The 24,815-nt window shown below is 32.5% G+C and carries 21 protein-coding genes, 1 riboswitch and 1 other annotated feature; all 21 genes read right to left on the bottom strand.

The window, feature by feature from the left end:
• Positions 1 to 112 precede the first annotated feature (112 nt).
• Entirely contained in the window at positions 113 to 700 is a 588-nt protein-coding gene (yihA, locus tag KA878_RS01120) for a ribosome biogenesis GTP-binding protein YihA/YsxC (protein WP_193839244.1), read from the bottom strand.
• A gap of 205 nt (positions 701 to 905) precedes the next feature.
• Complete coding sequence (clpX, locus tag KA878_RS01125; protein WP_070854903.1) at positions 906 to 2,168, bottom strand: ATP-dependent Clp protease ATP-binding subunit ClpX; 1,263 nt, start codon at positions 2,166 to 2,168, stop codon at positions 906 to 908.
• A gap of 157 nt (positions 2,169 to 2,325) precedes the next feature.
• On the bottom strand, positions 2,326 to 3,630 hold the full coding sequence (tig, locus tag KA878_RS01130; RefSeq protein ID WP_053029595.1) for a trigger factor: 1,305 nt from the start codon (positions 3,628 to 3,630) through the stop codon (positions 2,326 to 2,328).
• Positions 3,631 to 3,789: 159 nt separating this feature from the next.
• Complete coding sequence (locus tag KA878_RS01135) at positions 3,790 to 4,713, bottom strand: hypothetical protein (RefSeq protein ID WP_075108317.1); 924 nt, start codon at positions 4,711 to 4,713, stop codon at positions 3,790 to 3,792.
• Positions 4,714 to 4,725: 12 nt separating this feature from the next.
• On the bottom strand, positions 4,726 to 5,334 hold the full coding sequence (locus KA878_RS01140) for an NUDIX domain-containing protein (protein WP_075108316.1): 609 nt from the start codon (positions 5,332 to 5,334) through the stop codon (positions 4,726 to 4,728).
• Positions 5,335 to 5,484: 150 nt separating this feature from the next.
• Positions 5,485 to 5,841 carry a 50S ribosomal protein L20 gene (gene rplT, locus KA878_RS01145; RefSeq protein ID WP_011275545.1) on the bottom strand — a complete coding sequence of 119 codons (357 nt, stop codon included), beginning with the start codon at positions 5,839 to 5,841 and terminating at the stop codon, positions 5,485 to 5,487.
• A 54-nt stretch (positions 5,842 to 5,895) separates the two neighbouring features.
• A complete protein-coding gene (gene rpmI / locus KA878_RS01150) occupies positions 5,896 to 6,096 on the bottom strand; it encodes a 50S ribosomal protein L35 (protein WP_002448990.1) in 201 nt (66 codons plus the stop codon).
• Positions 6,097 to 6,123: 27 nt separating this feature from the next.
• Positions 6,124 to 6,651, bottom strand: a complete 528-nt coding sequence (gene infC / locus KA878_RS01155) for a translation initiation factor IF-3 (protein WP_075109389.1) — start codon at positions 6,649 to 6,651, stop codon at positions 6,124 to 6,126.
• 22 nt (positions 6,652 to 6,673) lie between these two features.
• Positions 6,674 to 6,801, bottom strand: a sequence feature (ribosomal protein L20 leader region).
• Between the two features lie 63 nt (positions 6,802 to 6,864).
• Positions 6,865 to 8,358, bottom strand: a complete 1,494-nt coding sequence (locus KA878_RS01160; RefSeq protein ID WP_053029598.1) for an amino acid permease — start codon at positions 8,356 to 8,358, stop codon at positions 6,865 to 6,867.
• Positions 8,359 to 8,519: 161 nt separating this feature from the next.
• A riboswitch (Lysine riboswitch) is annotated at positions 8,520 to 8,695 on the bottom strand.
• 49 nt (positions 8,696 to 8,744) lie between these two features.
• Positions 8,745 to 10,682, bottom strand: a complete 1,938-nt coding sequence (gene thrS / locus KA878_RS01165) for a threonine--tRNA ligase (RefSeq protein ID WP_075109387.1) — start codon at positions 10,680 to 10,682, stop codon at positions 8,745 to 8,747.
• A gap of 307 nt (positions 10,683 to 10,989) precedes the next feature.
• Positions 10,990 to 11,910: a primosomal protein DnaI gene (dnaI, locus tag KA878_RS01170; RefSeq protein WP_193839243.1), complete on the bottom strand. Its 921-nt coding sequence runs from the start codon at positions 11,908 to 11,910 to the stop codon at positions 10,990 to 10,992.
• On the bottom strand, positions 11,911 to 13,302 hold the full coding sequence (dnaB, locus tag KA878_RS01175) for a replicative helicase loading/DNA remodeling protein DnaB (protein ID WP_193839242.1): 1,392 nt from the start codon (positions 13,300 to 13,302) through the stop codon (positions 11,911 to 11,913).
• Complete coding sequence (nrdR, locus tag KA878_RS01180; protein ID WP_037551021.1) at positions 13,303 to 13,773, bottom strand: transcriptional regulator NrdR; 471 nt, start codon at positions 13,771 to 13,773, stop codon at positions 13,303 to 13,305.
• Between the two features lie 255 nt (positions 13,774 to 14,028).
• Positions 14,029 to 15,054: a type I glyceraldehyde-3-phosphate dehydrogenase gene (gap, locus tag KA878_RS01185; RefSeq protein ID WP_193839241.1), complete on the bottom strand. Its 1,026-nt coding sequence runs from the start codon at positions 15,052 to 15,054 to the stop codon at positions 14,029 to 14,031.
• 222 nt (positions 15,055 to 15,276) lie between these two features.
• Complete coding sequence (coaE, locus tag KA878_RS01190) at positions 15,277 to 15,885, bottom strand: dephospho-CoA kinase (RefSeq protein ID WP_075108950.1); 609 nt, start codon at positions 15,883 to 15,885, stop codon at positions 15,277 to 15,279.
• A 16-nt stretch (positions 15,886 to 15,901) separates the two neighbouring features.
• Positions 15,902 to 16,774: a bifunctional DNA-formamidopyrimidine glycosylase/DNA-(apurinic or apyrimidinic site) lyase gene (mutM, locus tag KA878_RS01195; RefSeq protein WP_193839240.1), complete on the bottom strand. Its 873-nt coding sequence runs from the start codon at positions 16,772 to 16,774 to the stop codon at positions 15,902 to 15,904.
• Positions 16,775 to 16,789: 15 nt separating this feature from the next.
• A complete protein-coding gene (gene polA, locus KA878_RS01200; protein WP_193839239.1) occupies positions 16,790 to 19,420 on the bottom strand; it encodes a DNA polymerase I in 2,631 nt (876 codons plus the stop codon).
• A gap of 179 nt (positions 19,421 to 19,599) precedes the next feature.
• Positions 19,600 to 21,297 (bottom strand): two-component system histidine kinase PnpS, encoded by a 1,698-nt coding sequence (gene pnpS / locus KA878_RS01205; protein WP_193839238.1) that lies wholly within the window; start codon positions 21,295 to 21,297, stop codon positions 19,600 to 19,602.
• Positions 21,297 to 22,007, bottom strand: coding sequence for a response regulator transcription factor (locus KA878_RS01210; protein ID WP_037536805.1), 711 nt, complete (start codon positions 22,005 to 22,007; stop codon positions 21,297 to 21,299). The genes pnpS and KA878_RS01210 overlap by 1 nt, the downstream gene beginning before the upstream one ends.
• 366 nt (positions 22,008 to 22,373) lie before the next feature.
• On the bottom strand, positions 22,374 to 23,642 hold the full coding sequence (icd, locus tag KA878_RS01215; protein WP_053029607.1) for an NADP-dependent isocitrate dehydrogenase: 1,269 nt from the start codon (positions 23,640 to 23,642) through the stop codon (positions 22,374 to 22,376).
• Between the two features lie 42 nt (positions 23,643 to 23,684).
• Positions 23,685 to 24,803 carry a citrate synthase gene (locus KA878_RS01220; RefSeq protein WP_075108955.1) on the bottom strand — a complete coding sequence of 373 codons (1,119 nt, stop codon included), beginning with the start codon at positions 24,801 to 24,803 and terminating at the stop codon, positions 23,685 to 23,687.
• Positions 24,804 to 24,815: the final 12 nt, after the last annotated feature.

Below are 24,815 nucleotides of genomic sequence, written 5' to 3' on the forward strand. Positions count from 1 at the left end.
TAAGTTGATTGCTCAAACAAATTAGAAAGATTCTAATTTAAAGTCAAAATTTTGACACTTTAAACATAAAACAATCTAAACAAAAGTTTCAACTTTGTTTAGATTGTAATGATTATAAATAATCAGCAATTAAATCCCATATTTGTTGCTGTTTAGTATTTTGAATTGATGAGTAACTAATGATCGTGTCATCAGGATCTAAATCTAATTTTTCTTTGATATTTTTGATGTGCTTTTGAACTTTGCCTTTAGCAATCTTGTCCTCTTTAGTACAGATGACTAAAGTAGGAATATCAAAATGTTTTAAATAATTATACATTAAAACATCATCTTCCGTAGGATTGTGGCGTAAGTCAACTAATTGAATAACTAACTTTAAACTTTCTCTTTTAGTCAGATACTCTTCTATCATTTTACCAAATTTTTCACGTTGAGATTTACTTACTTTTGCATATCCATATCCAGGTACATCAACAAATATTAATTGATCATCAATATTAAAGAAATTTAATGTTTGTGTTTTCCCTGGCTGTTGTGACGTACGTGCCATATTCTTTCTACCTATCATACTATTTATAAATGAGGATTTACCGACATTTGACCGTCCGCTTAACGCTACTTCAGATAAACCTGAATCTGGATACTGTGCTTCTTGAACTGCACTAATAATTAAATCAATATTATTAGGATTAATATTCATAGATTATCCTCTCTTTTAGAATTAATTTTAACTGTTTCATTATAATATATATTGTGATATTTCTAAACAAACAAATACTCAAAATAAAAAAGAGTGGAACGGAATTCAAATTGAATTCGAGGTCCCACTCCAATTTATAATTGTCTTGAATTTCTTTAACACTGGTGACTGTGAATCATTAAAGCATATTAAGCAATATATTTAATTAAGCAGATGTTTTACTATCATTCAATAAGTTGCCTTCAGCGTCATATAGTTCTGGTTCAACTTCATCATTAATTGTTTTATCTGTAATTACGACTTTAGTTACATCTTCTGATGATGGCACATCATACATGATATCAATTAATGCTTCTTCAATAATAGAACGTAAGCCACGTGCACCTGTTTTACGTTCAATTGCTTTTTCACTTACAGCAGCTAATGCTTCTTCTGTAAATTCTAACTCGACATTATCAAGTTCTAACATTTTAGTATATTGTTTTACTAAAGCGTTCTTAGGTTGCGTTAAAATATTTTTAAGCGCCTCTACATCTAATGTTTCTAAGTTAGCAACAATTGGCACACGTCCGATAAACTCAGGAATTAAACCATATGATTGTAAATCTTCTGGACGAATTTGTTCTAACAATGCTTCTTCATCATATTTATCCGCTTCATTACTTGCAAATCCAATTACTTTTTCACCTAAGCGACGTTTAATAACTTCATCGATGCCATCAAACGCACCACCTAAAATGAATAAGATATTCGTTGTATCAATTTGGATTAATTCTTGGTTTGGGTGTTTACGTCCACCTTGTGGTGGCACGCTAGCAGTCGTGCCTTCAAGAATTTTAAGTAAAGCTTGTTGAACACCTTCACCAGATACATCACGTGTAATAGACGTATTTTCAGATTTTCGAGCAATCTTATCAATCTCATCAACATAGATAATACCTTTTTCAGCTTTATCAATATCAAAGTCGGCTGCTTGAATTAATCGTAATAGAATATTCTCTACGTCATCACCAACGTAGCCAGCTTCTGTTAAACTTGTAGCATCTGCAATTGCAAATGGGACGTTTAACGTTTTGGCTAATGTTTGTGCGAGTAAAGTTTTACCGCTACCAGTTGGTCCTATTAACGCAATGTTACTTTTTTGTAACTCGACTTCGTCTTCATTAGGTCCTAATTGTTGAATACGTTTGTAGTGATTATATACAGCTACTGCTAAAGATTTTTTAGCTTTTTCTTGACCAATAACATATTCATTTAAATGATCCATAATTTCTTTCGGTGTAGGCAGTTCAGTAAATTCTTCAGAAGTCGTTTGAGCCAACTCTTCTTCCACAATTTCTGAACATAATTCGATACACTCATTACAGATATATACGCCACTTCCTGCGACTAATTTCTTAACTTGGTCTTGGTCCTTACCACAGAAAGAACATTTTAAATTTTCTTCATCTTCATTGAATTTAAACATTCATTTACACCTCTATTCTTAAACGACTATACTAGATAGCATTCTACAATGCAAATTCATGGTTAACAACTAAAATGCTTAAAACATAGAGTAGCAGGTTACATATATTGATGCACCTGCTACTTTAAATTTTAATTATTAATTTAACAATGAATTATTATTTGTCTTCTTTTGTAGATTCAACGTATTTAGCATTGTCTCTAAGTAAGTCAATAACTTTTTGAATACGTACATCATTTTTAATGATGTCTGTATTACCTAAAGTGTTTTTAATATCTTCTACAGAGATATTAAATTGTTTACTCATTTTTTCTAATTCTTTATCGATATCTTCATCAGTTGCTTCAATATTTTCTTTATCTGCAATTGCTGAAAGTGTTAAGTTTGTTTTAATGCGTTGTTCAGCGTCATCTTTCATTTGTTCTCTTAGTTGAGACTCATCTTGACCTGAAATTTGGAAATAAGTTTGTAAGTCTAATCCTTGTTGTTGAATTCTTTGACCAAATTCTTGAACCATACGATCTAATTCAGTATCAATCATTGCTTGAGGAATATCGATTGTTACATTATCAGTCGCTTTGTTAATTGCTTCTTCTTTTTCTACATTTTTAGCTTCTTCAGCTTTTTGTTCTGATAAACGTTTACGTAAGTTTTCTTTGTATTCATCAACACTATTAGCTTCAGAATCTAATTCATTAGCGATTTCGTCATCTAATTCTGGTACTTCTTTATATTTAATTTCGTTTACTTTTGTTTTGAAAGTAGCTTCTTTACCAGCTAATTCTTCAGCATGATATTCTTCAGGGAATGTAACAACTACGTCTTTTTCTTCACCTGTTTTAACGCCTACTAATTGATCTTCAAATCCAGGGATAAATGAACCTGAACCGATTTCAAGGTCATAACCGTCAGCTTGTCCACCTTCAAATTGTTCACCGTCTACATAGCCATCAAAGTCGATATTCACTGTATCACCATTTTCAACAGCGCCATCTTCTTTAACTACCATATCAGCTAAGTGACCTAAGCTGTGGTCAATTGCTTCTTGTAAATCTTCATCAGTTAATTCTGAATCTTGTTTTTCAATTTCTAAACCTTTGTAATCACCTAATTGAACTTCTGGTTCAACCGTTACAGTAGCTTCAAATTCGAAATCTTTACCTTTTTCAATTTGTGTAACATTAATTTCAGGTTGTGCTACTGGGTTAATACCAGTTTCATCAATCGCTTCACCATAAGCTTCAGGTAATAGAATGTCTACTGCATCTTGATATAATGCTTCTACACCGAAACGTTGTTCAAAGATAGGACGAGGCACTTTACCTTTACGGAAACCAGGCACGTTAATTTGTTTAACTACTTTTTTAAATGCTTGATCTAATGCTTTGTCTACTTTTTCTGCTGGAACTGTAACTTTTAATAATCCTTCGTTACCTTCCTTTTTTTCCCAAGTTGCTGTCATGTATAAATACCTCCATGATTACATTTTTATTTTTTCAACTTCCCTATTATAGCACACGTCCAATACGGACACAAACAGTCTTTTATAGGGCTTTAAAACACTTTTAAATTTCAATAATCTAACTTTAACGAATTCATTTAATATTATAAAATAATTTGCTCAAAGTTGACCATCAAGTTGATGAATAAAACTTAATACGTCTAAATTAGCTTCCGTACTTTCTATACCAATCATTGATTTAAAATAAACATCATATCCCATAATCCAATCTTCATAATCAAATAATTCATATATATTAAGTGGATATAATAATATAGCATGGTTATTCATTGCATGTATGGCTTCATCTATGATGTTTAGCGCTCCATTCTCTAAACGCTCAATGACTTTAGGAATGACTTGAGTTTTAAGTTCAGTATGTTCTAGACCATTAAGCTCAGATGGAATAACTTTAATGGAGTGACCCATCTTTTTTATCGAAATCGCTGAATGATATCCAGCAAACCTTAAAAATTCGATCATTAAACTCTTTAAATTATCTGCTTCTACCTCATTGGCTAGCAAAAAGGCAATGGTTTCTTTAAATTCATAATGGCCATTATCAATCAATTTAAGTATTAATTGAATTTGTTCGTTTAGGTTCAAGGTGTTGAATTTAGTCAACATTTGACTAGTTATATGTTTATCTTCATTCAACTGTGATTGCGCATATTCTTTTAGTGGGAATAACGCCATTCTAGTTTTATGACTTTGAACTTCATCTATGATCTGATTAATAACATTGACGGATTCATAATACTGCCCAAGACCATTTAACGCTTTGATGTAATATAACATTAACTCATCATATTGTTGAATCCCTCTTTTCAAGAGTACAATAGCCTCTTCTCTTAACTCTAAAAAAGAATTTAAATGATACAGCATATTACATTTAATTAAAGCTAGTGTTTCGTCTAATTCAAATTGTGTCTCATAATTTTCAAACAATTGGTATAGCATTTCATATTGTTGCTTATTATGTGCTACTTTAATATCTTTATATAATTTTTGTTGCAATTTCGGAAAAGGGATAATATCAGACATTTCATCTCCCTCCTATAACTCTTTTAAAATCAATGCACTCCATGTTTCAAAATCATCATAATTATCAATGCTTTCTTTCTCCAACCATTGAACTTTTAATGTATCTGTTTCGCGAACTTCAATATCATTTGAGTTAACTTTAATTTTAAAAACTACACCAATATGTACTTTGCCAACATCATTTGTATCATCATTTATAAATCCGATATATTCCATATTTTGAGAATTGGCTTCAGATAATCCTACTTCCTCTTCAAGTTCTCTTTGAGCATTTTCTCTTAAAATTTCATTAATCGAACTCGCGCCTATTACATCATTCATGTGTCCACCCACACCAATAGATGATTGACCGTGTAAACGTGATTCTCCACCACCGCTTAACCTTTTATAAATTAGCAATTCATTTTTTTCATTTTCTAGTAAGCAATATGAAATTAATTGTTTATATGAAGGGTCCTCTTCCATATCTCCACGTCGTTTAACTTCATATTTAGAAAAAGTATTAAATATTGCTTTGCCTTGTGGATCATTTTTAGTTAAAAACCCATTAAAGGCGTTTGATTCTTCTTCAAAAAGGATATCTCTTGGTACTACTATAATTTGCTCATCATATTTAGACATAGTGTTCTCCTTACAATAATTTCTTAATTAGCATTTTATCAAACTCAATCACCAAAGAACAAATAAAGGTGCATTAACGATTTATAATTTCAATTTTTAATTATTTGAAAACAAAAAAAGATGACTTCAAAGTCATCTTTATTAAATCAATTATTTTAAAGCTTCTTTAGCTTTAGATACTAATTCAGCGAATGCTTTTTCATCTGAAATAGCTACTTCAGAAAGCATTTTACGGTTAATATTGATGTCTGCTTTTTTCAAGCCGTTCATTAATCTTGAATAGCTCATGTCATGTTGACGTGCAGCTGCATTGATACGTGTAATCCATAATTTACGGAAGTCACGTTTACGTTGACGACGGTCACGGAAAGCGTATTGACCTGATTTCATTACTTGTTGTTTTGCTACTTTATATAATGTGTGTTTAGCACCGAAGTAACCTTTAGCTAATTTAATCGTTTTTTTACGACGTGCTCTTGTTACTGTTCCACCTTTAACTCGTGGCATATTAAATTCCTCCTTAGATATAACAATGATTTATCGTTCGTTTATTAATGACAATTATTTTTTATAAGCTAATAATTGTTTTACGCGTTTCATATCGCTTTTAGAAACTAATTTAGCTTTACGTAATTTACGTTTTTGTTTAGTGTTTTTATTTGCGAATAAGTGAGATGTGAAAGCTCTTGAACGTTTTAATTGACCTGAACCAGTTCTTTTAACACGTTTAGCTGCTCCACGGTGAGTTTTCATTTTTGGCATGATTCATTTCCTCCTAATAATAATGAATTATTTTTCGTTAACAGGCGCTAACATGATAAACATTTGACGCCCTTCCATTTTAGGTTTCTGTTCAACAGTGGCAATATCTTTACATTCGTCAGCGAATTTTTCTAATACGCGTTGACCAATTTCTTTATGCGTAATTGCACGACCTCTAAAACGAATAGAAACTTTACATTTATCGCCTTTAGATAAGAATTTACGACCATTTTTCAACTTAGTTTGGAAATCGTGTTCCTCAATAGTTGGACTTAAGCGTATTTCTTTAACATTGATAACTTTTTGTTTCTTTTTCATTTCTTTTTCTTTTTTCTGTTGTTCGAATTTATATTTACCATAATCCATAATTCTCGCAACAGGTGGTTTAGCATTTGGTGCTACAACTACTAAATCTAATTCAACACGTTCAGCCATTTCTAAAGCTTCTCGTTTTGATTTAACACCAATTTGGTCACCATTTTGGCCAATTAAACGTAATTCTTTAGCGCGAATCTTTTCGTTAACTTGCGTTTGATCTTTTGCTATGATTGACACCTCCCAAAATTTTACGAAATTTTCCAAGCAAAAAGAGCGAGCATAGAATGCCCGCTCTTCTCTCATACACATATAATGTGTGACATGATTAACCTGCCAACTGCTTAATGCGTCGCTACAGGTGAGAAACGGGTGTTTCTACTTGGTACGTTTCGTATTCAACGTTATTAATCATATCAGTGTATGTGGTATAAGTCAACAAATATTTTTAATTTAATGATGTTTTACTTCATCCATTGACACATCTTGTCTTAAGTCTACTTTATCCAATGGAATCATCTTAGTTTTATATCTCAATTTATGATAAATAAAGAACACTAAGAATACTGGAATACCCATGTATGTGATAACAAATCGATTTAAATCAAAATGACCTGTTTTAATGAAATCAACATCTTGCCCAATAATAACAATCACACAAAGTATCCCTGCAAAAATTGGACCGAATGGGAACCATTTTGCTTTATATTTTAATTCTCTCTTACTGTGATGTTGTTTTTCAAATGCGCGTCTAAATCTATAATGACTAATCGCAATACCAACCCATGCGATAAAGCCTGTCATACCACTTGCAGCAACAATATATTCATATGCGTCACCACTTAGTTTTTGAACTAAGAAAATAATAACAACTAAAATTGCTGTCGCAAATAATGATAAGTATGGCACACCATATTTATTCGTTTTACCAAATGAATGGAAAGCTAATTTATCTTTACTCATAGAATATAACATTCGTGTTGATGCATACATACCTGAGTTACCTGCAGATAATACAGAAGTTAAAATAACTGCATTCATAAATGATGCTGCAAAGGCTAAACCAGCATTTTTGAATACTAATGTAAAAGGTGACGTAGCAATATTGTCATCGCCACCCATTAAAGCATTGCTATCATAAGGAATTAACATACCAATAACAAATATCGCTAAAATATAGAATAGTAATATTCTCCAGAATACTTGTTTAATGGCTTTTGGTACTGCGCGCTCTGGATTTTCAGATTCTCCAGCAGTTATACCAATTAATTCAGTACCTTGGAATGAGAATCCAGCAACTAAGAATACACCTAGAATTGATAATAAACTGCCACCTAGGTTGCCACCTAAAATAGGTCCTTCACCCTTAGTAAATGTATCAAAGCCTACAAATTCGCCACCCATGATACCTAATATCGTTAACAAACCAATGACGATAAAGATGATAACTGTTACGACTTTGATTAATGCGAACCAATATTCACTTTCACCATAAACTCTCACTGATAAAGAATTCAAAGCGAATATAATGACTAAGAAAATACAACTCCATATCCAAGCTGGAATGCCAGCCATAGGTGTCCAATACTGAATAACTTGAGCAGCAATTGTAACATCCGCTGCAACTGTAATAACCCAGTTAAACCAATAATTCCATCCTAACGCAAATCCTAAAGATGGATCTACGAATCGTGTTGCATAAGTACTAAATGATCCAGAAACCGGTAGATATGTTGCCATTTCACCTAGAGATGTCATTAGGAAAAACACCATCGCACCTATAATGGCATACGCAATTAAAGCACCTAATGCACCAGCATCATGTATTGCACCACCAGATGTCATGAATAATCCAGTTCCTATACAACCTCCCATAGCGATCATAGAAATATGGCGATCTTTCAATCCTCTTTTGATACCGTCATTTTGACTTTCTACTTTTCTCATAGAAGCTCCCTTTCTTACAGTAGAGGCTAACTAAAATCGTTTTGTTGTGTTATGCGATGATTATGAACGCATTCAATCAATACTTTCAAACCATTTTTCATACTTTTTAAAGCATATAAAAATGGTTGCATACCTTAAGATATGCAACCATTTGCTTAATCTATTTCGGTAGCACATCACAAATTGTGACAGTACAGTTTCTGTTCGATAACTGTCCCAACAAATGATCTTTAAGGATATCATTCATTTCGGCATCTTTACCTTTCACACTTTCAACATACGTTCCCTAATAACTTCTGAAGTGTTACTCATTAAAGACGCAACCTCTAACTCTTTTTTTATTTAACTATATAGTAATATACATTATGCTGTCTTTTTTATCAAGACTATCTGCGTTTTTTCAAACGAATTTCATCAACTAAATTCCAAATGAATTCATCTTTTTCAACTGTGTCTTGATCTTGAGAACCATACTTACGTACATTAACCTCGTTATTTTCAACTTCTTTATCGCCTACTACAACTTGGTAAGGTATTTTTTGCATTTGGGCTTCACGTATTTTGTAACCCATTTTTTCATTACGGTCATCGATTTCTACACGAACGCCTTGTGATTTTAATTCATCTTGTAAATTTCTAGCATAATCATAATGTAAATCTACATTAACTGGGATAATTTCAACTTGTTTTGGTGCTAACCATGTTGGGAAGGCACCTTTTGTTTCCTCAGTTAAGAAGGCTACGAAACGTTCCATAGTTGAAACGACACCACGATGAATAACGACTGGTCGATGATTTTCACCATCACTACCGATGTAAGTTAATTCAAATCTTTCTGGTAATAAGAAATCAATTTGCGCAGTAGATAATGTTTCTTCTTTACCCATAGCAGTTTTAACCTGTACGTCTAGTTTTGGACCGTAGAATGCCGCTTCGCCAATCGCTTCAACGTATGGTAATCCCATTTCATCAACCGCTTCTTTTAGCATAGTTTCAGCTTTATTCCACATTTCATCGTCATCCATATATTTCTCTTTGTCTTCAGGATCTCTGTAACTTAATCTAAATGTATAATCCTCAAAGCCAAAGTCTCTATATACTTCTTGAATCATATTTACAACACGTTTAAACTCATCTTTGATTTGATCAGGTCTTACAAAAATGTGAGAGTCATTTAATGTCATTCCACGTACACGTTGTAAACCTGATACAGCACCACTCGCTTCATATCTATGCATAGTACCTAACTCAGCAATACGAATAGGTAATTCACGATAAGAATGTGGACGGTTGTTATAAACCATCATATGATGCGGACAGTTCATAGGTCGTAATACCATCTCTTCTGTTTCATCTAATTTCATTGGTGGGAACATGTCATCTCTATAATGGTCCCAGTGTCCAGACGTTTTATATAACTCCACATTTGCTAATACAGGTGTATAAACATGGTCATATCCCATACTTACCTCTTTATCAACAATGTAGCGTTCAATTTCACGACGGATTGTAGCACCGTTTGGTAACCACAATGGTAATCCAGCCCCTACTAATGGGTTATTTGTGAATAGTTCTAAATCTTTACCAATGCGACGATGATCTCGTTCACGACGTTCTTCAAGCATTTCTAAATGTGCTTTTAAATCTTTTTTATCGAAAAAGGCTGTACCATAAATACGTTGTAACATTTTATTATTACTGTCTCCACGCCAATAGGCACCAGCAGTTGAAAGTAACTTAAATTCTTTGATTTTAGAAGTTGAAGGAACGTGTACACCGCGACATAAATCCGTAAATTCACCTTGTGAATATAACGTTACACTTTCATCTTCGGGAATAGCATCGATTAATTCTAATTTATATGGATCATCTTTGAAGAAAGCTTTAGCTTCATCTCTAGATACAACTTTGCGTTCAATTTTATGATTTTCATTAACAATTTGTTTCATTGTTTTTTCAATTTTTTCAAAGTCATCTGATGAAACTTTTTCGTCCATATCAAAATCATAATAAAAACCGCCATCTATAACCGGTCCAACACCAAATTTCACATCCCCGTATAAACGTTTTAAAGCTTGAGCCATTAAATGTGCAGTAGAATGGCGTAAAACTTCAAGTGCTTCATCACTACCAGGTGTTACAATTTCAATACTTCCATCTTCTTCTAATGGTCTAGTTAAATCCACCATTTGATTATTAAATTTACCAGCCACAGCTTTTTTTCTTAATCCTGGGCTAATTGATTGTGCTATATCTTCAGTTGTTGTTCCTTTATCAAACGCTTTCGAATTGCCATCTGGAAATTGAACATTGATTTGATCCATTTATAAAACCTCCGTAATTAAATTCTATTTTCGTTGAAATAAAAAAACTCGCCCCCTAAAAAAGGGACGAGTTTGTCGTGGTACCACCCTAGTTATTTAGCAATTGCTAAACATCTCTGCTTAAGATAACGGTCTTGAGCCGGGCATTGATTACCAATACCTAATAATGAAGGAGTAATAACTTAATATGTTAGCTAAATTCTCATCCTAAATATTAGCTCGCTGTATAACATGGATTAAATTATCATATCTTCAACTATTTCAACGATTAAGATTTATCTTAATTATACAATAGTTATTTTAAATTTCAATTATTTCTTAAATTTTTACCATCTAAATAATATGGTGTTGACAATGTTTTAATTCTTTCTATAATTCTAGCTGCTTTCGTTTCTTCTGCACCTTCACGCGTAATCGATAAATGATGCTCTAACTCGTCAAAATTTAAATTTGATGAGAAAAATGTTGGAAGTTCTTGGACCATTCGATAGTGTAACAATGGACCAATCACTTCATCTCTCACCCATGGTGTCACTTCTTCTGCGCCAATATCATCTATCATTAATATTTTTGCTTCTCTTATGCGTTGTAACTTAGTTTCGTAACTACCATCTTTGAAGCCACTTTTAAGTGTACGAATATATTCAGGTAAATAAACAATCGTAGAGGCGATACTTTTAGCTTTAAGTTGGTTTGCAATTGCACCTAAGATAAACGACTTACCTGTTCCAAAAGGACCATGAATATACATACCTTTTACCTTCTCGCCATTAACTAATTGCTTGCACATATCATTCGCATGTTTAGCGATAGCTAGTCGATGTATATCTGAATCATAGATATCTTTCATCTTAGCGTTTAACGTATCGCGTTGCATATGGTGTGAAGTTATTAAATGCGCATTGAATTTTTCTTCATCATGTTTAATTTTGCATGGACACATATTATAACGAATTTTTATTCTATTATTCTCCACATATAATTCAGGAACATGTCCTTTTACAAAATTCGGACAGTGTTCGTAATCATGACCATCATAAATCTTTTGTTGATCTTTATACTCTTGTAATACATTCAAATCATTATCAATGATGTCGTTCGTCAATTCAGATTGATGCTGGTTTAAGAATGCTTTTACAGCAGGGTCATTTATGACTTGCTGCTTGATTTTAGCAATTCGTTTCTCTAAATCTCCATTTGCTTTGATAATACTATTAAATGACTTCATTTAATCCTCCTCCCAATCACGTATGAGTTGCTCACGGAATGCAGCGCGTTCTTTTTCAAAACGTTCCTGTTCTTCTTTAGTTAGTGCTTTTTCCTGTTTTTCCTGTCCTCTATTTTTCAACCATTTTGGCGTTTTCTCTCTAGATACAATTTCTCGAGATTTAGCATATCGTTTTCTTGATTGAGATTTATCGTTGCCTTTGTAATCGGCTTTTTGCTCACTAGCTTTTAATGCGTAGTCATATGCCTCTTTTGCAGACTTAATGCCCAATTTCTTCCAGTTGGATGCAATTTCTAAAATGTATGTCTTTGGTAATTTCATATCATTTTTTAACATGACAAATTGAAGCAAAATATTTATAACACCAAAGTTTAACTTTTCTCTTTCAATTAATTCTTCAACCATTTTCTTTTGTTGGAATGTTGGCTCTGACCCAGACCAAGATGTCAACATATCGATTGGGCTCGTTTCCTCTAACAATTGCAACCAATTATTATCTGTAGTGACTTGTTCTGACGATGTAGCTTGCCGAATATGAGTAACTTCACTTTGGCTTTCACTGCTACCTTTTGGTTCCAGCTCAGGTAATTGTTGATTATGTTCAATCAAATAATACGAACGGGCATGTTTTCTAATTTCTTCATGCGATAACTGTTGATTACTTGTAATAGAATTTAAAATAATACGCTTCATAGCATCTTCTGTTAAACCATATAAAGTCGCTAATTGAACTATTAAATCTTTGGTTTCTTTAGTAATAATTTCATCACTAATAAAATGATTACGTAGCATCTCTTTTAAAATTTCAAAATCAAACGACACATTAGATAAATCAATACCATTGTATGACTTTTCTTTTTTTATTGATGATGCATCTACAGGAACATTAGCATGAGGTACTTTAAATACATCAGTAAATTTGCGCGTAACTTGTTGAAAGCCATTTAAATCAGGTTCTTGTTTTTTAAAATAATTTTTTAGGCTTTTATAACGTTGTTTATCAACTTGATTATATAAGTAAACAGATAACATAGGATCATTAAAAAACTGATATGCAGTAGGTGGCTGTACTAATTCATAAATGAAAAATGATTGTTGTTCATCGTGATTTACATATGTTTTAATCAAACCGATTGCTTCTAATAAATCCATGTATTGACGAAATTCTGCCAAATTCAATTTTAATTCATTCATGATTGTATAGTGTGTTAATGTTTCATCACTGTTCACAAATTGGTTCATAAAATGATATGTACCTATAGCTTGTGCGCCTATTAAGGGCATATACAATCGATTAAGTATCTCCAAATGATTATGATTAAATTGGAATTGACGATACACTTTATAACCGTCATGCGGGCTTAAACCATATTCATATGAGTGCAAACTCATTTATATATCACTCCGTTTATTATCATTCAAGATGCCTTGCATTGATGCTAATAATTGATCAACATCTTTAAATTCCTTATATACTGAAGCAAATCTTACATAAGATACTTGATCAACATGCATTAATAAATTCATTACATGTTCTCCAATATCTCTAGAAGAAATTTCTGTTTGGCCGCTATCACGTAATTGCCATTCAACCTTATTCGTAATATCCTCTAATTGCTGATAACGTACAGGTCGCTTCTCACATGATCTAACAAGTCCATTCAATATTTTCTCTCTTAAAAATTGTTCTCGCGTCCCATCCTTCTTAACCACAATCAATGGACTTACTTCTATATGTTCAAATGTCGTAAATCGAGTGCCACAATTTTCACATTCTCTTCTACGTCTAATTGCATTAGCATCATCTGCATGTCTTGAATCAACAACACGCGAATGCGTTGAACTACATTTTGGGCATTTCATTTCTTTCACCCTCTTGAATAGATTATGATTCATTATACTATAAAAGCATTCTAGACAAAAGAAGTCCAATGCGCATTAAAAACACACTAAAATTTAAAAAAATTAATAAAAATTCTAATTCACGTATAACCTATTCCTTAATTTCTAATACTATGTAAAAGGTTTGTAACTAAATGATATAAAACAAAAAAGCGAGACTATTTAATCTTAGTTAAAAGATTTAATAGTCTCGCGATATTTGACTGTTAAAATTTATTATTTCGCAGTCGCAACATTTTCAGAACCAATTAATTTGGCAATTTGTTGAGCAACTTCAACTACTCTATTTGAATAACCCCACTCGTTATCGTACCATGCAATCACTTTTACTTTATTATCCCCCATTACAATTGTGTTTTGAGCATCAATGACTGCTGAATTAGGGTTAGTATTAAAGTCCATCGAAACTAATGGTGCATCTTCTACATCAAGAATGCCATCTAAATCTGCATTACGGAATGCATCGTTAACTTGTTCTGCTGTTACGTTTTCTTTTAAATCAACCACTAAATCAACAAGTGAAACGTTTTTAGTTGGTACACGTAAAGCTAAACCATGAAGTTTACCTTCTAATTCTGGGAGTACTTCTTTTAAAGCTTTAGCAGCACCAGTTGACGTTGGTATAATACTTTCGTTACAAGAACGTGCGCGACGTAAATCTTTATGTGGATTATCTATATTGTTTTGATCATTTGTAATTGCATGAACTGTTGTCATAAGACCATTAACAATACCAAATTGATCATTTAAAACTTTAGCTACCGGTCCAATACAGTTTGTTGTACATGACGCATTACTAAAAATGTCATACGTTTCAACATCTAATTGATTATCATTTACCCCTTTGACTACCATTTGTACATGTCCACCTTTAGATGGTCCAGTTAATAATACTTTTTTAGCCCCTGCTTTGATATGTCCAATCGCTTTGTCACCATGATTAAATTTACCCGTAGCTTCAATAACGATATCAATATCTAACGCTTCCCAAGGTAAATTTTCAGGGTTACGGTCAGACACAAGTTTAATATCATGTCCATCGACACGGATACCATTCTCAATAGGTTCAACCTTCTTATCGAATCTACCATGAGTAGTATCATAATTAATTAGATGCGCAATTGTTTCAGGTGGATAGCTTGCGTTAATCGCTACAATATTTAAGTCTTCTTTATGTAAAGCGATTCTTAACACCATTCTACCAATTCTACCCATACCATTAATTGCTATATTTGTTGACATTTAAAGCACCCCTTGATTGTTTGTTTATATGTTATACTTTATAAAAATAGTGTAACATAATAACGAAAATTTGAAAGCGTTTTCTGATGATTTTAAAAAATTTTTTTAAGCTGATTATTTTAAACTAGCAAAAAGCTCTAATAAACGTATTAATGCAAAAATTAAAGTTTAAGCATGTTTCGTCTACTAGAGCTATAATTTATAAATTGAGTCACATAAAATTTATATTTCTCTATTGATAAACCCTTTTTCAGTTAATAGTTGTTCTAAATTTTGTTTAAGTTCTAACTTATCTCCTAGGTTATCTATAACATGATCTGCCATTCTACTTTTTTTATCAATTGAAATTTGGCTATACACACGCGCTTTAGCATCTTCAAGTGACAATTGATTACGTTCCATCAATCTCTCTATTTGGATGCTTTCAGATGTATAAACTAACCATACTTCATCCACCGTATCCTGTAATTCATTTTCAAAAAGGAGTGGAATATCCATAATGACATCATAACCTTGATTAAGATAGTTTTGTTTCTCTTTTTCCATTATTTCTCTAACTATTGGATGAACGATATCATTTAACTCGATGCGCTTTTCTGGATGATTAAACACAATTTCTCCTACGTATTGACGATCCATTTCACCTTCATCTGTGATAGCACGTTCACCAAAAACAGTACGCACTTGTTCTAAACCTTTCGTTCCTTTTGCAACAGCTTGTCTTGAAGCGATGTCAGCATCTACAACCTTAAAACCATATGCTGTCAATAATTCAGAAACCGTTGATTTACCTGTGGCAATACCACCTGTTAACCCTATTACTTTTGGCATAAATATTCACTCACCTTTATTTCTGACAATGTGGGCAGAAATGACTATTACGTGTAGCCACTACCTTTTGCTCAATATCATGCCCACAAACGTTACATGTCTTTTGTTTATATACATTTAAATGTAATTGCATTTCTCCTGTTTTACCATCTGCATGACGATAATCTGAAATGCTAGTACCACCGTTGTTTATACCCTCTTTTAACACTTCTTGAACATAGTAAAACAACATTTGACGTTCTTGATTTGAAGTTTGTTTAACTTTCCGATCTGGTAATACACCTGCTCTAAACAAAGCTTCACACGCATAAATATTGCCACATCCTGCTATCATCTTATGATCAAGTAGCATTTGTTTAATGGGTTTATTTTGATATTTTTTAAGTTTAATACGATTTAAAAAGTGATTTAATGCATCATCATTAAATGGTTCAGGTGCAATATCAAGAAAAGCAGGGTAATCTTGGAAAGACGCCAAATTTCTTAACTCCCCAAATCGTCTGATATCCGAATATACTAGTTGTTTACCATTATCTAAGTGAAATACAACATGCCAATGTTTTCGATAATTTGGTGTACTAATATCCGATAATTTATCAACGATAAAAAAGCCTCCTGCCATACCTAAATGACTTAATATAATACGTTGAGTTTGGTTTTTTTGAATTGTGAAAACAATATATTTACTTCTACGTTCCACAGATTGAATAGCGTACCCTTCGCTATTCAATCGGAACCCATCCAAGTTGATACCCTTAATGATGGTCTCTTTTCCTTGTTGTTTTCCTTCTATAACTTTACTTGAAAATGTCACACTTTTAATTGTCGCATTTAAGATATAAGGTTCAATCCCTCTCTTTACATGTTCAACCTCTGGTAATTCTGGCATTTCTAATTCCTCTTTCTATTTTGCATCATACCATGTAGCTCCATAATTAGAGTCTACTTTTAGCGGTACATCTAATTGTAGTGCGTGTTCCATAATTTCTTCAACAAATAAACTGAAATCCTCTACTTCATTTGCTGGCATCTCGAAAATCAACTCATCGTGTACTTGTAATAACAATTGCGCATGGTATGACGTTTGTTTTATTTGTTTATCAAATTCAACCATTGCTAACTTAATAATATCTGCCGCACTACCTTGTATTGGCGTATTCATTGCTGTACGTTCAGCAAATCCTCTTAAATTAAAGTTTCGACTATTAATATCAGGAATATATCTACGACGATGCAATAATGTTTCCACAAATCCATCCGCTTTAGCATCTTTAACGATGTCAGACATATATTGTTTTACACCTGGAAAACTAGCTAAATAATCATCGATAAATGCTTTCGCTTTTTTTCGCGTAATATTCAAGCTTTGACTTAAACCATAATCACTAATACCGTAAACGATGCCAAAGTTAACAGCTTTCGCTTGTCTACGCATTAGCGCATCAACCTCTTCCGCTTCTACTCCAAATACTTTCATTGCAGTTGCAGTATGGACATCTCTTTCGTGAATAAATGCCTCTTTCATACTTTCATCCTGAGTGATATGCGCAAGCACACGTAATTCAATTTGAGAATAGTCTGCTGATAAAATCACACTGTCATTAGAAGTGGGTTTGAAGGCTCTTCTAATTTTACGTCCTTCTTCAAGACGAACAGGTATATTTTGTAAGTTTGGATCTACACTTGATAAACGTCCCGTTTGTGCTAACGTTTGGTTGAAGCGGGTATGAATGCGATTATCATCACTAATTACTTTTTGTAACCCTTCAACATAGGTAGATTGTAATTTAGATAATTGACGATATTCTAGAATGTAATCAATGATAGGATGTTGACCTTGTAGTTGTTCTAACACATCAACCGCAGTAGAATAACCTGTTTTAGTTTTCTTAATGACTGGTAATTCCAAAGTTTCAAATAGTACTACACCTAGTTGTTTAGGAGAATTAATATTAAATTCTTCTCCAGCTGCCTCATGTATATTACTGATTAATAAATCTAATTTCCCTTGAATTTCAGACTGCATTTCTTTCAAATCATTAGCATCAGTGAAAATGCCAGTTTCTTCCATTTCACTCAAGATGCGCGCTAATGGAAGTTCTAAGTTTAACAATAAATCTATTTGTTGATGTAATTTTAGTTCATCAACCATTTCAGGTTTACAAGCATGAATTGCCTCAGTAATGGATGCAATATGCTTATCTAAAACCGAATCTTCTGGAATGTGTCGTTTTTTTCCTTTTCCATAGATTGACACATCATCTTGAACATAGTTTTGTTTATAGTTACTAACAACCGAATTAACATCTTCAATTGTTCTTGATGGATCGATAATATAACTAGCTAACATAACATCAAACACAATATTTTTAATATCAATGTCTAATCTATGTGCAACAACGTATGTTTTTTTAGCATCATAAACTACTTTTTCTGTAGTTTCATTCTCTAGCCAATCAATCAGTTCTGGATAATCTTTAAGTTGATCAGCAGGAATAACAATGTGATCCACACCATTGTAGAAGCCAAATTTGAGAATAGCATCTTGTAAGTAATTGGTACCATCCACTTCAATATGGATGACCGCTTCTTTTAAATCATTAAAATTAATCTTGTTGAAATCATTATGTACTTCAAATACTTTGTTTTCTTGAGATTCTTCTGATGGATTACTATCGATATCAGCTAAGAGTTGTTTGAATTCTAACTTTTTAAACAGTTCAATTTTATCTTGATTATCATCTTGATTATCTAATTTAGTATCTTTAAGTGCTACTTCAATTGGACTGTCTTTATTTATTGTTGCTAAATCTTTACTCATGAATGCATCGTCACGACTATTCTCAAGTTTTTCTTTTAATTTTTTTCCTGAAACTGCATCTAAATTTTCATAGACACCTTCAACCGTATTAAATTGTTTCAATAACTTGATAGCTGTCTTCTCACCCACACCAGCAACACCTGGGATGTTATCAGAAGTATCACCCATGAGTCCCTTCATATCAATAATTTGACTAGGTACAAGCCCATCATATTTTTCATTAATAAATTCTGGAGTATAATGATCGACATCTGTAACACCTTTTTTAGTGTAATAGATGGTTACATGATCAGTAGCGAGTTGAGTTAAGTCTCTATCACCTGTAACAATGATTGTTTCAAATCCTTGCTCATTTGCTTCTTTGCTTAATGTACCAATGATATCATCAGCTTCGTAGTTCTCTAACTCATAATGTTTGATATGATACGTATCCAATAGTTGTCGAATATACGGGAATTGTTCACTTAATTCCGGTGGCGTGCTTTGTCTACCGCCTTTATATTCACTATATTTTGAATGTCTAAATGTAGTTTTGCCTGCATCAAACGCAACTAAAAAATGACTTGGTTGTTCTTCTCTTAAAATCTTTTCAAGTAACATCGCAAAACCATATATTGCATTCGTATGTATTCCTGCTTTGTTAGAAAGAAGTGGTAATGCATAAAATGCTCGAAAACTTAAACTATTACCATCAATTAAAACTAGTTTATTCAAAGCGTATACCTCCAGAGTGATTTTATTATATTTTAGCATATTCAGAGTTCGTTAACGAATGTATGGTTTCTTCAAAAGTCTTTGTTTGGTTAAAAATTTCTGCAAATAAAAAAGGCACTCTCGTTTCATTAATCAATTGAATAATTGAAAATGAACGAAAGGCCTTAATGGATGAAATATTATTTTTGTTCATCTATGAATGAAACTCTAAATAACGAACCTTCACCAATATTGCTCTCAACATTTATTGTACCATGATGTGCTTCGACAATATGTTTCGTTATAGACAACCCTAAGCCTGTGCCACCTGAATCTCTACTTCTCGCTTTATCTACACGATAAAATCTTTCGAAAATATGGTTTTGGTCACTCTTCTCAATTCCTATGCCAAAATCTTGAATTTCTAAGTTAACTTCAAGTCCTTTTCTATAAATTCTTACAATAACGTCACTATTTTCAAGTGAATAATTAATCGCATTTGAAAGTAAATTAGTAATGACTTGTGCCATTTTATTTTCATGTGCTTCTATGATGATATCTTTTTCAATTTCAGGCAAAATGCTAATATTTTTATATCTTGCTTGGTTTTGTAGATTATCAATAGTAGTATAAGCAAGTTCTGAGAGATTCACAAACGATGTTTCTATCTCAGTTTGTTGTTCGATATGAGATAAATCTAATAAGTCCGCAACAAGAGACTCAATACGATTAGATTCTTTTAAAATGATGTTTAAAAACATATCAAGCGATTCTTCATCGTTTTTTGCACCTTCAATTAATGTTTCAGCAAAACCTTTAATAGAAGTTATAGGCGTTTTAAGTTCATGAGAAACATTTGCCACAAATTCACGTCGTAAGTTTTCTAATTTTTTAAGATTTGTAATGTCATGCATAACAACAACCATACCTTGTAATTTCTTTTTAGATTTACTAAGTATTGGAACACAAGATAGATCAAAATATTTATGATGAACGTTATTTAATACGATTTCAATTTGATCATAGAGTGGCTTTTCAGTTTTAAAACTTTCTAAAATCAATTGTTGAATTTTAGTATCTAAATATGAGGTATACTTTTTATTTTCAACCTTACCATTTGGTCTAAACAAATCATAATAGGCGTGGTTTGCAACTACGATTTCGCCATGTTTGTCAATCATTAAAACGGAACTTGGAATATTTTCTAATGTAGTTTTTAAACGATTAGATTGCATTTTTTGCTTATTATTAAGCTTTTGTAAGCGTCTAGCCAAATCATTAGTTGTAACAAACAGTGCTTTGGTCTCCTTGACATTACTTTCAGGCACGCGAACATGATAATAGCCATCAGCGATTAACGAAGTCGCATAAGTAACCTCATTAATCGGTCTAATATATGTACGATGAATGCTTCTAACTGCCAAATATATTGCTAAAAGAACAATAATTCCAATTAAAGATAAATACTTCCACATACTCTTCTGTAATTCAAGAATTTCAGTATTCATCCCACTTATGTATACCGTTTTATCATTAATAACCGTTTTGAATGTATATCTTACCTGTCCATTTTCTCGATTATAAATAATATTAGACGGATTAGCTTCATTATCAATGTTATCATTAAATTTATGTTGATTCCCTGTTTGATAAATCACTTCTCCGTTTTTAGTAATCTTAACGATTAGATTTTGATTAGCTGAAATGTTCTTTATTTCCTTATTGTCATTTTGTTTGTTTAATTTGAGGAAATTTTCGGAAACATGTTTGAGCTCTGTGACTTGCGCTGTTGATAATATTTGATAAATTGTATGATGAATAATGATGCCTAAACCAATAAAACTGATAATGGTAATTGTACTTAATAATAATAATAACCGATGATGAAATTTAAGCATTAAGCCTTAGGTCTTTCTAATTTGTAACCAAGTCCACGAACAGTTTTGATTAATTTAGGTTGTTTTGGATTCTCTTCGAGCTTATCTCGCAAATGGCTAATGTGAACGTCTACAATTCGAGAATCGCCTGCGAATTCATAATTCCAAACTGAATTCAACATATGTTCACGGGTAATTACTCGCCCTTGTCTCTCTATGAGATATAATAGTAATTCAAACTCTTTAGGCGTAAGTTCTAATAACTCATCATCTTTATAAACTTCAAAGAACTCAGGTCTGATTCGAATGTTCTCAATCAATATATCCTCATCATCAACATCTTCTTTTTCAATTTCACTAGCAAATTTAGATCTTCTCAAGATAGCCTTCACTCTTGCAACTACTTCTCTCGGTGAAAAAGGTTTTGTCATATAGTCATCTGCACCTAATTCTAATCCTAATACGCGATCAAACTCATCATCTTTTGCAGTTAGCATTAAAATAGGGACTAAATTTTTATCAGAACGTATTGTTTTACATACTTCAATACCATCTTTTTTAGGTAACATTACATCCAAAACGACAAGTTCTGGTTGAATTTCATTTACCTTTTCCAAAGCTTCTTCGCCATCGTATGCTACTTCAACGATGTAACCAGCCGTTTCAAGATTATATTTTAATAAAGTTACAATTGATTGCTCATCGTCAACCACTAATACTTTTTGTGACATAATGTGCCTCCCTGAATAAATATAACATTTCAATTTCATTATAACGGAAGTTAAAACAAAAATAACATACAACATATTAAATTTACATAATCTTAACAATCAAATTATCATTTTCTAATTATTGAGTATTTGTATTACTATTATTTAAATATTGTTAAGGAAATATAAAATTATTTAACTGATTTTTTATAAAAAAAGGAATGGAACTGGATTTATTTAAATACCAAGTTCCACTCCTTTGAGTGATAGCAACTTCGAGAAAGGGTTTAAATAAAGCCTTTCTCAGATGTATTGCTAACTATCAAATTATCATGATTTAACTAAGATTACTTTGTATGAACAACTAAGCTTTGTTCACTTATTGACTTATTTTAAGTTTTTAATTAATTCATCAGCGAAATCTGAAGTAGATACTTCAGTAGCGCCATCCATTAAGCGTGCAAAATCATAAGTTACAACTTTAGATGCGATTGTCGCTTCAATTGCATCAGTAATCTTATCAGCAGCTTCTTGCCAGCCTAAATGTTCTAACATTAACACTGAACTTAACAATTCAGAAGATGGATTAACTTTATTTAAACCAGCATATTTAGGTGCTGTACCATGTGTTGCTTCAAAAATAGCGTGACCAGATTCATAGTTAATGTTTGCACCAGGTGCGATACCAATACCACCTACTTGAGCGGCTAAAGCATCTGAAATATAGTCACCGTTAAGATTCATTGTAGCAACAACATCATGTTCGGCTGGACGAGTTAAAATTTGTTGTAAGAAAATGTCAGCAATAGAATCTTTAATAATGATTTTTCCATCTTGTTCAGCTTTTTCTTGCGCTTGATTAGCTGCATCTTTACCATCTTGTTCAACTATTTCGTCATATTGTTGCCATGTAAATACTTTATCAGCAAATTCATTATGTGCTACATCATAGCCCCATTGTTTGAATGCACCTTCAGTAAATTTCATGATATTACCTTTATGAACAAGCGTTACCGTTTTACGGTCATTATCGATTGCATATTGGATTGCTGCTCTAACTAATCGCTCAGTACCTTCTTTAGAAACCGGTTTGACACCGATACCTGAAGTTTCTGGGAATCGAATATTCGTAGCACCCATTTCATTTTGTAAGAAATCAATTATTTTTTTAACTTCATCAGTACCCTCTTTAAATTCAATACCAGCATAAATATCTTCAGTGTTTTCACGGAAGATTACCATATCAACATCTTGTGGACGTTTAACAGGTGAAGGTACACCTTTGAACCAGCGTACTGGACGTAAGCAAGTAAATAAGTCTAACTCTTGACGTAAAGCAACATTTAATGAACGAATACCACCACCGATTGGCGTAGTTAATGGCCCTTTAATTGCAATTAAATATTCTTTTATTGTATCTAATGTTTCTTGAGGTAACCATTCACCAGTTTCGTCATAAGCTTTTTGACCAGCTAGAACTTCTTTCCATTCAATACGTTTCTCACCGTTATAAGCTTTTTCAACAGCTGCATCGATAACACGGCTTGCTGCTTTCCAAATATCTGGTCCAATACCATCACCAATTATGAAAGGAATAATTGGTTCATTAGGGACGTTTAATCCATCATTTAATCTTGTAATTTTTTCAGCTGACATAATTTTACCTCCAAATATTGTGAATCTATTTAACTTTATTTTTTATCTTTCTTCAATTGGTACATACTTACGATCTGTTTCACCGATGTAATTAGCTCTTGGACGCATAATTCTATTATCACGATATTGTTCTAGAATATGTGCAGTCCAACCTGATGTACGACTTACTGCGAATATAGGCGTAAATAAATCATGTGGGATATCCATACTATGATATACCGTAGCACTGAAGAAATCGACATTAGGAATAAGGCCTTTTTCTTCTTTCATACGTTTTTCAATAGCAATTGAAATATCATATAATTCGCTTCTACCAGTTTCAGAAGTAATTTTACGGCTCATCTCACGTAAATATTTGGCTCTAGGATCTCCGTCTTTATAAACTCTGTGACCGAATCCCATAATTTTTTCTTTGTTTTTGAATTTTTCATCTAAGTAAGCATCCACTTCATCTACTGATTTAACATCAGAAAGCATGCTCATAACTTGTTCATTCGCACCACCATGTAATGGTCCTTTTAATGAACCTACTGCAGCTGCAATGCCTGAATACATATCAGATAAAGAAGAAACGGCACAACGAGCTGTAAATGCAGAAGCATTAAGCTCATGGTCTGCATGCAATACTAAAGCTTTATTAAATGCTTCAACTTCAGTATCTGTAGGTAATTCCCCTCTTAACATATATAAGAAGTTCGCTGCATAGCCTAAATCAGGATTTGGTTTAACAGGTTCTTTTCCTTCACGAACACGTGCAAATGCTGTAACTAAAGAAGCAATTTTAGCTTGAATACGAATGGCTCTTTCTTTTCTATTTTCTTCTGTTTCATTTTCAGCATCAGGATCAAAGTGTGCAATATATGATACAGATGTACGTAATGCCGTCATAGGATGCACATTATCCGTCGCATATTCTTCAAAATGTTTATAAACTCTTGGATTTAGAGTCATATAATGATTTAATTTTTCTCTCAATGCATCTAATTCATCTTGTGTTGGTAGTCTATAGTTCCATAATAAGAACACGACTTCTTCAAATAATGCATTTTCTGCTAAATCATCAATATCATATCCCGCATATGTTAATTGACTATCAATAATTGAACTGATTTTTGTTTCAGCTGCAATTACCCCTTCTAAACCTTTTTGTAATTCTGCCATAAGTAATTCCCC

It is taken from the genome of Staphylococcus sp. GDY8P57P (genome assembly GCF_017892585.1).
GTDB classification, from domain to species: Bacteria; Bacillota; Bacilli; order Staphylococcales; family Staphylococcaceae; genus Staphylococcus; species Staphylococcus borealis.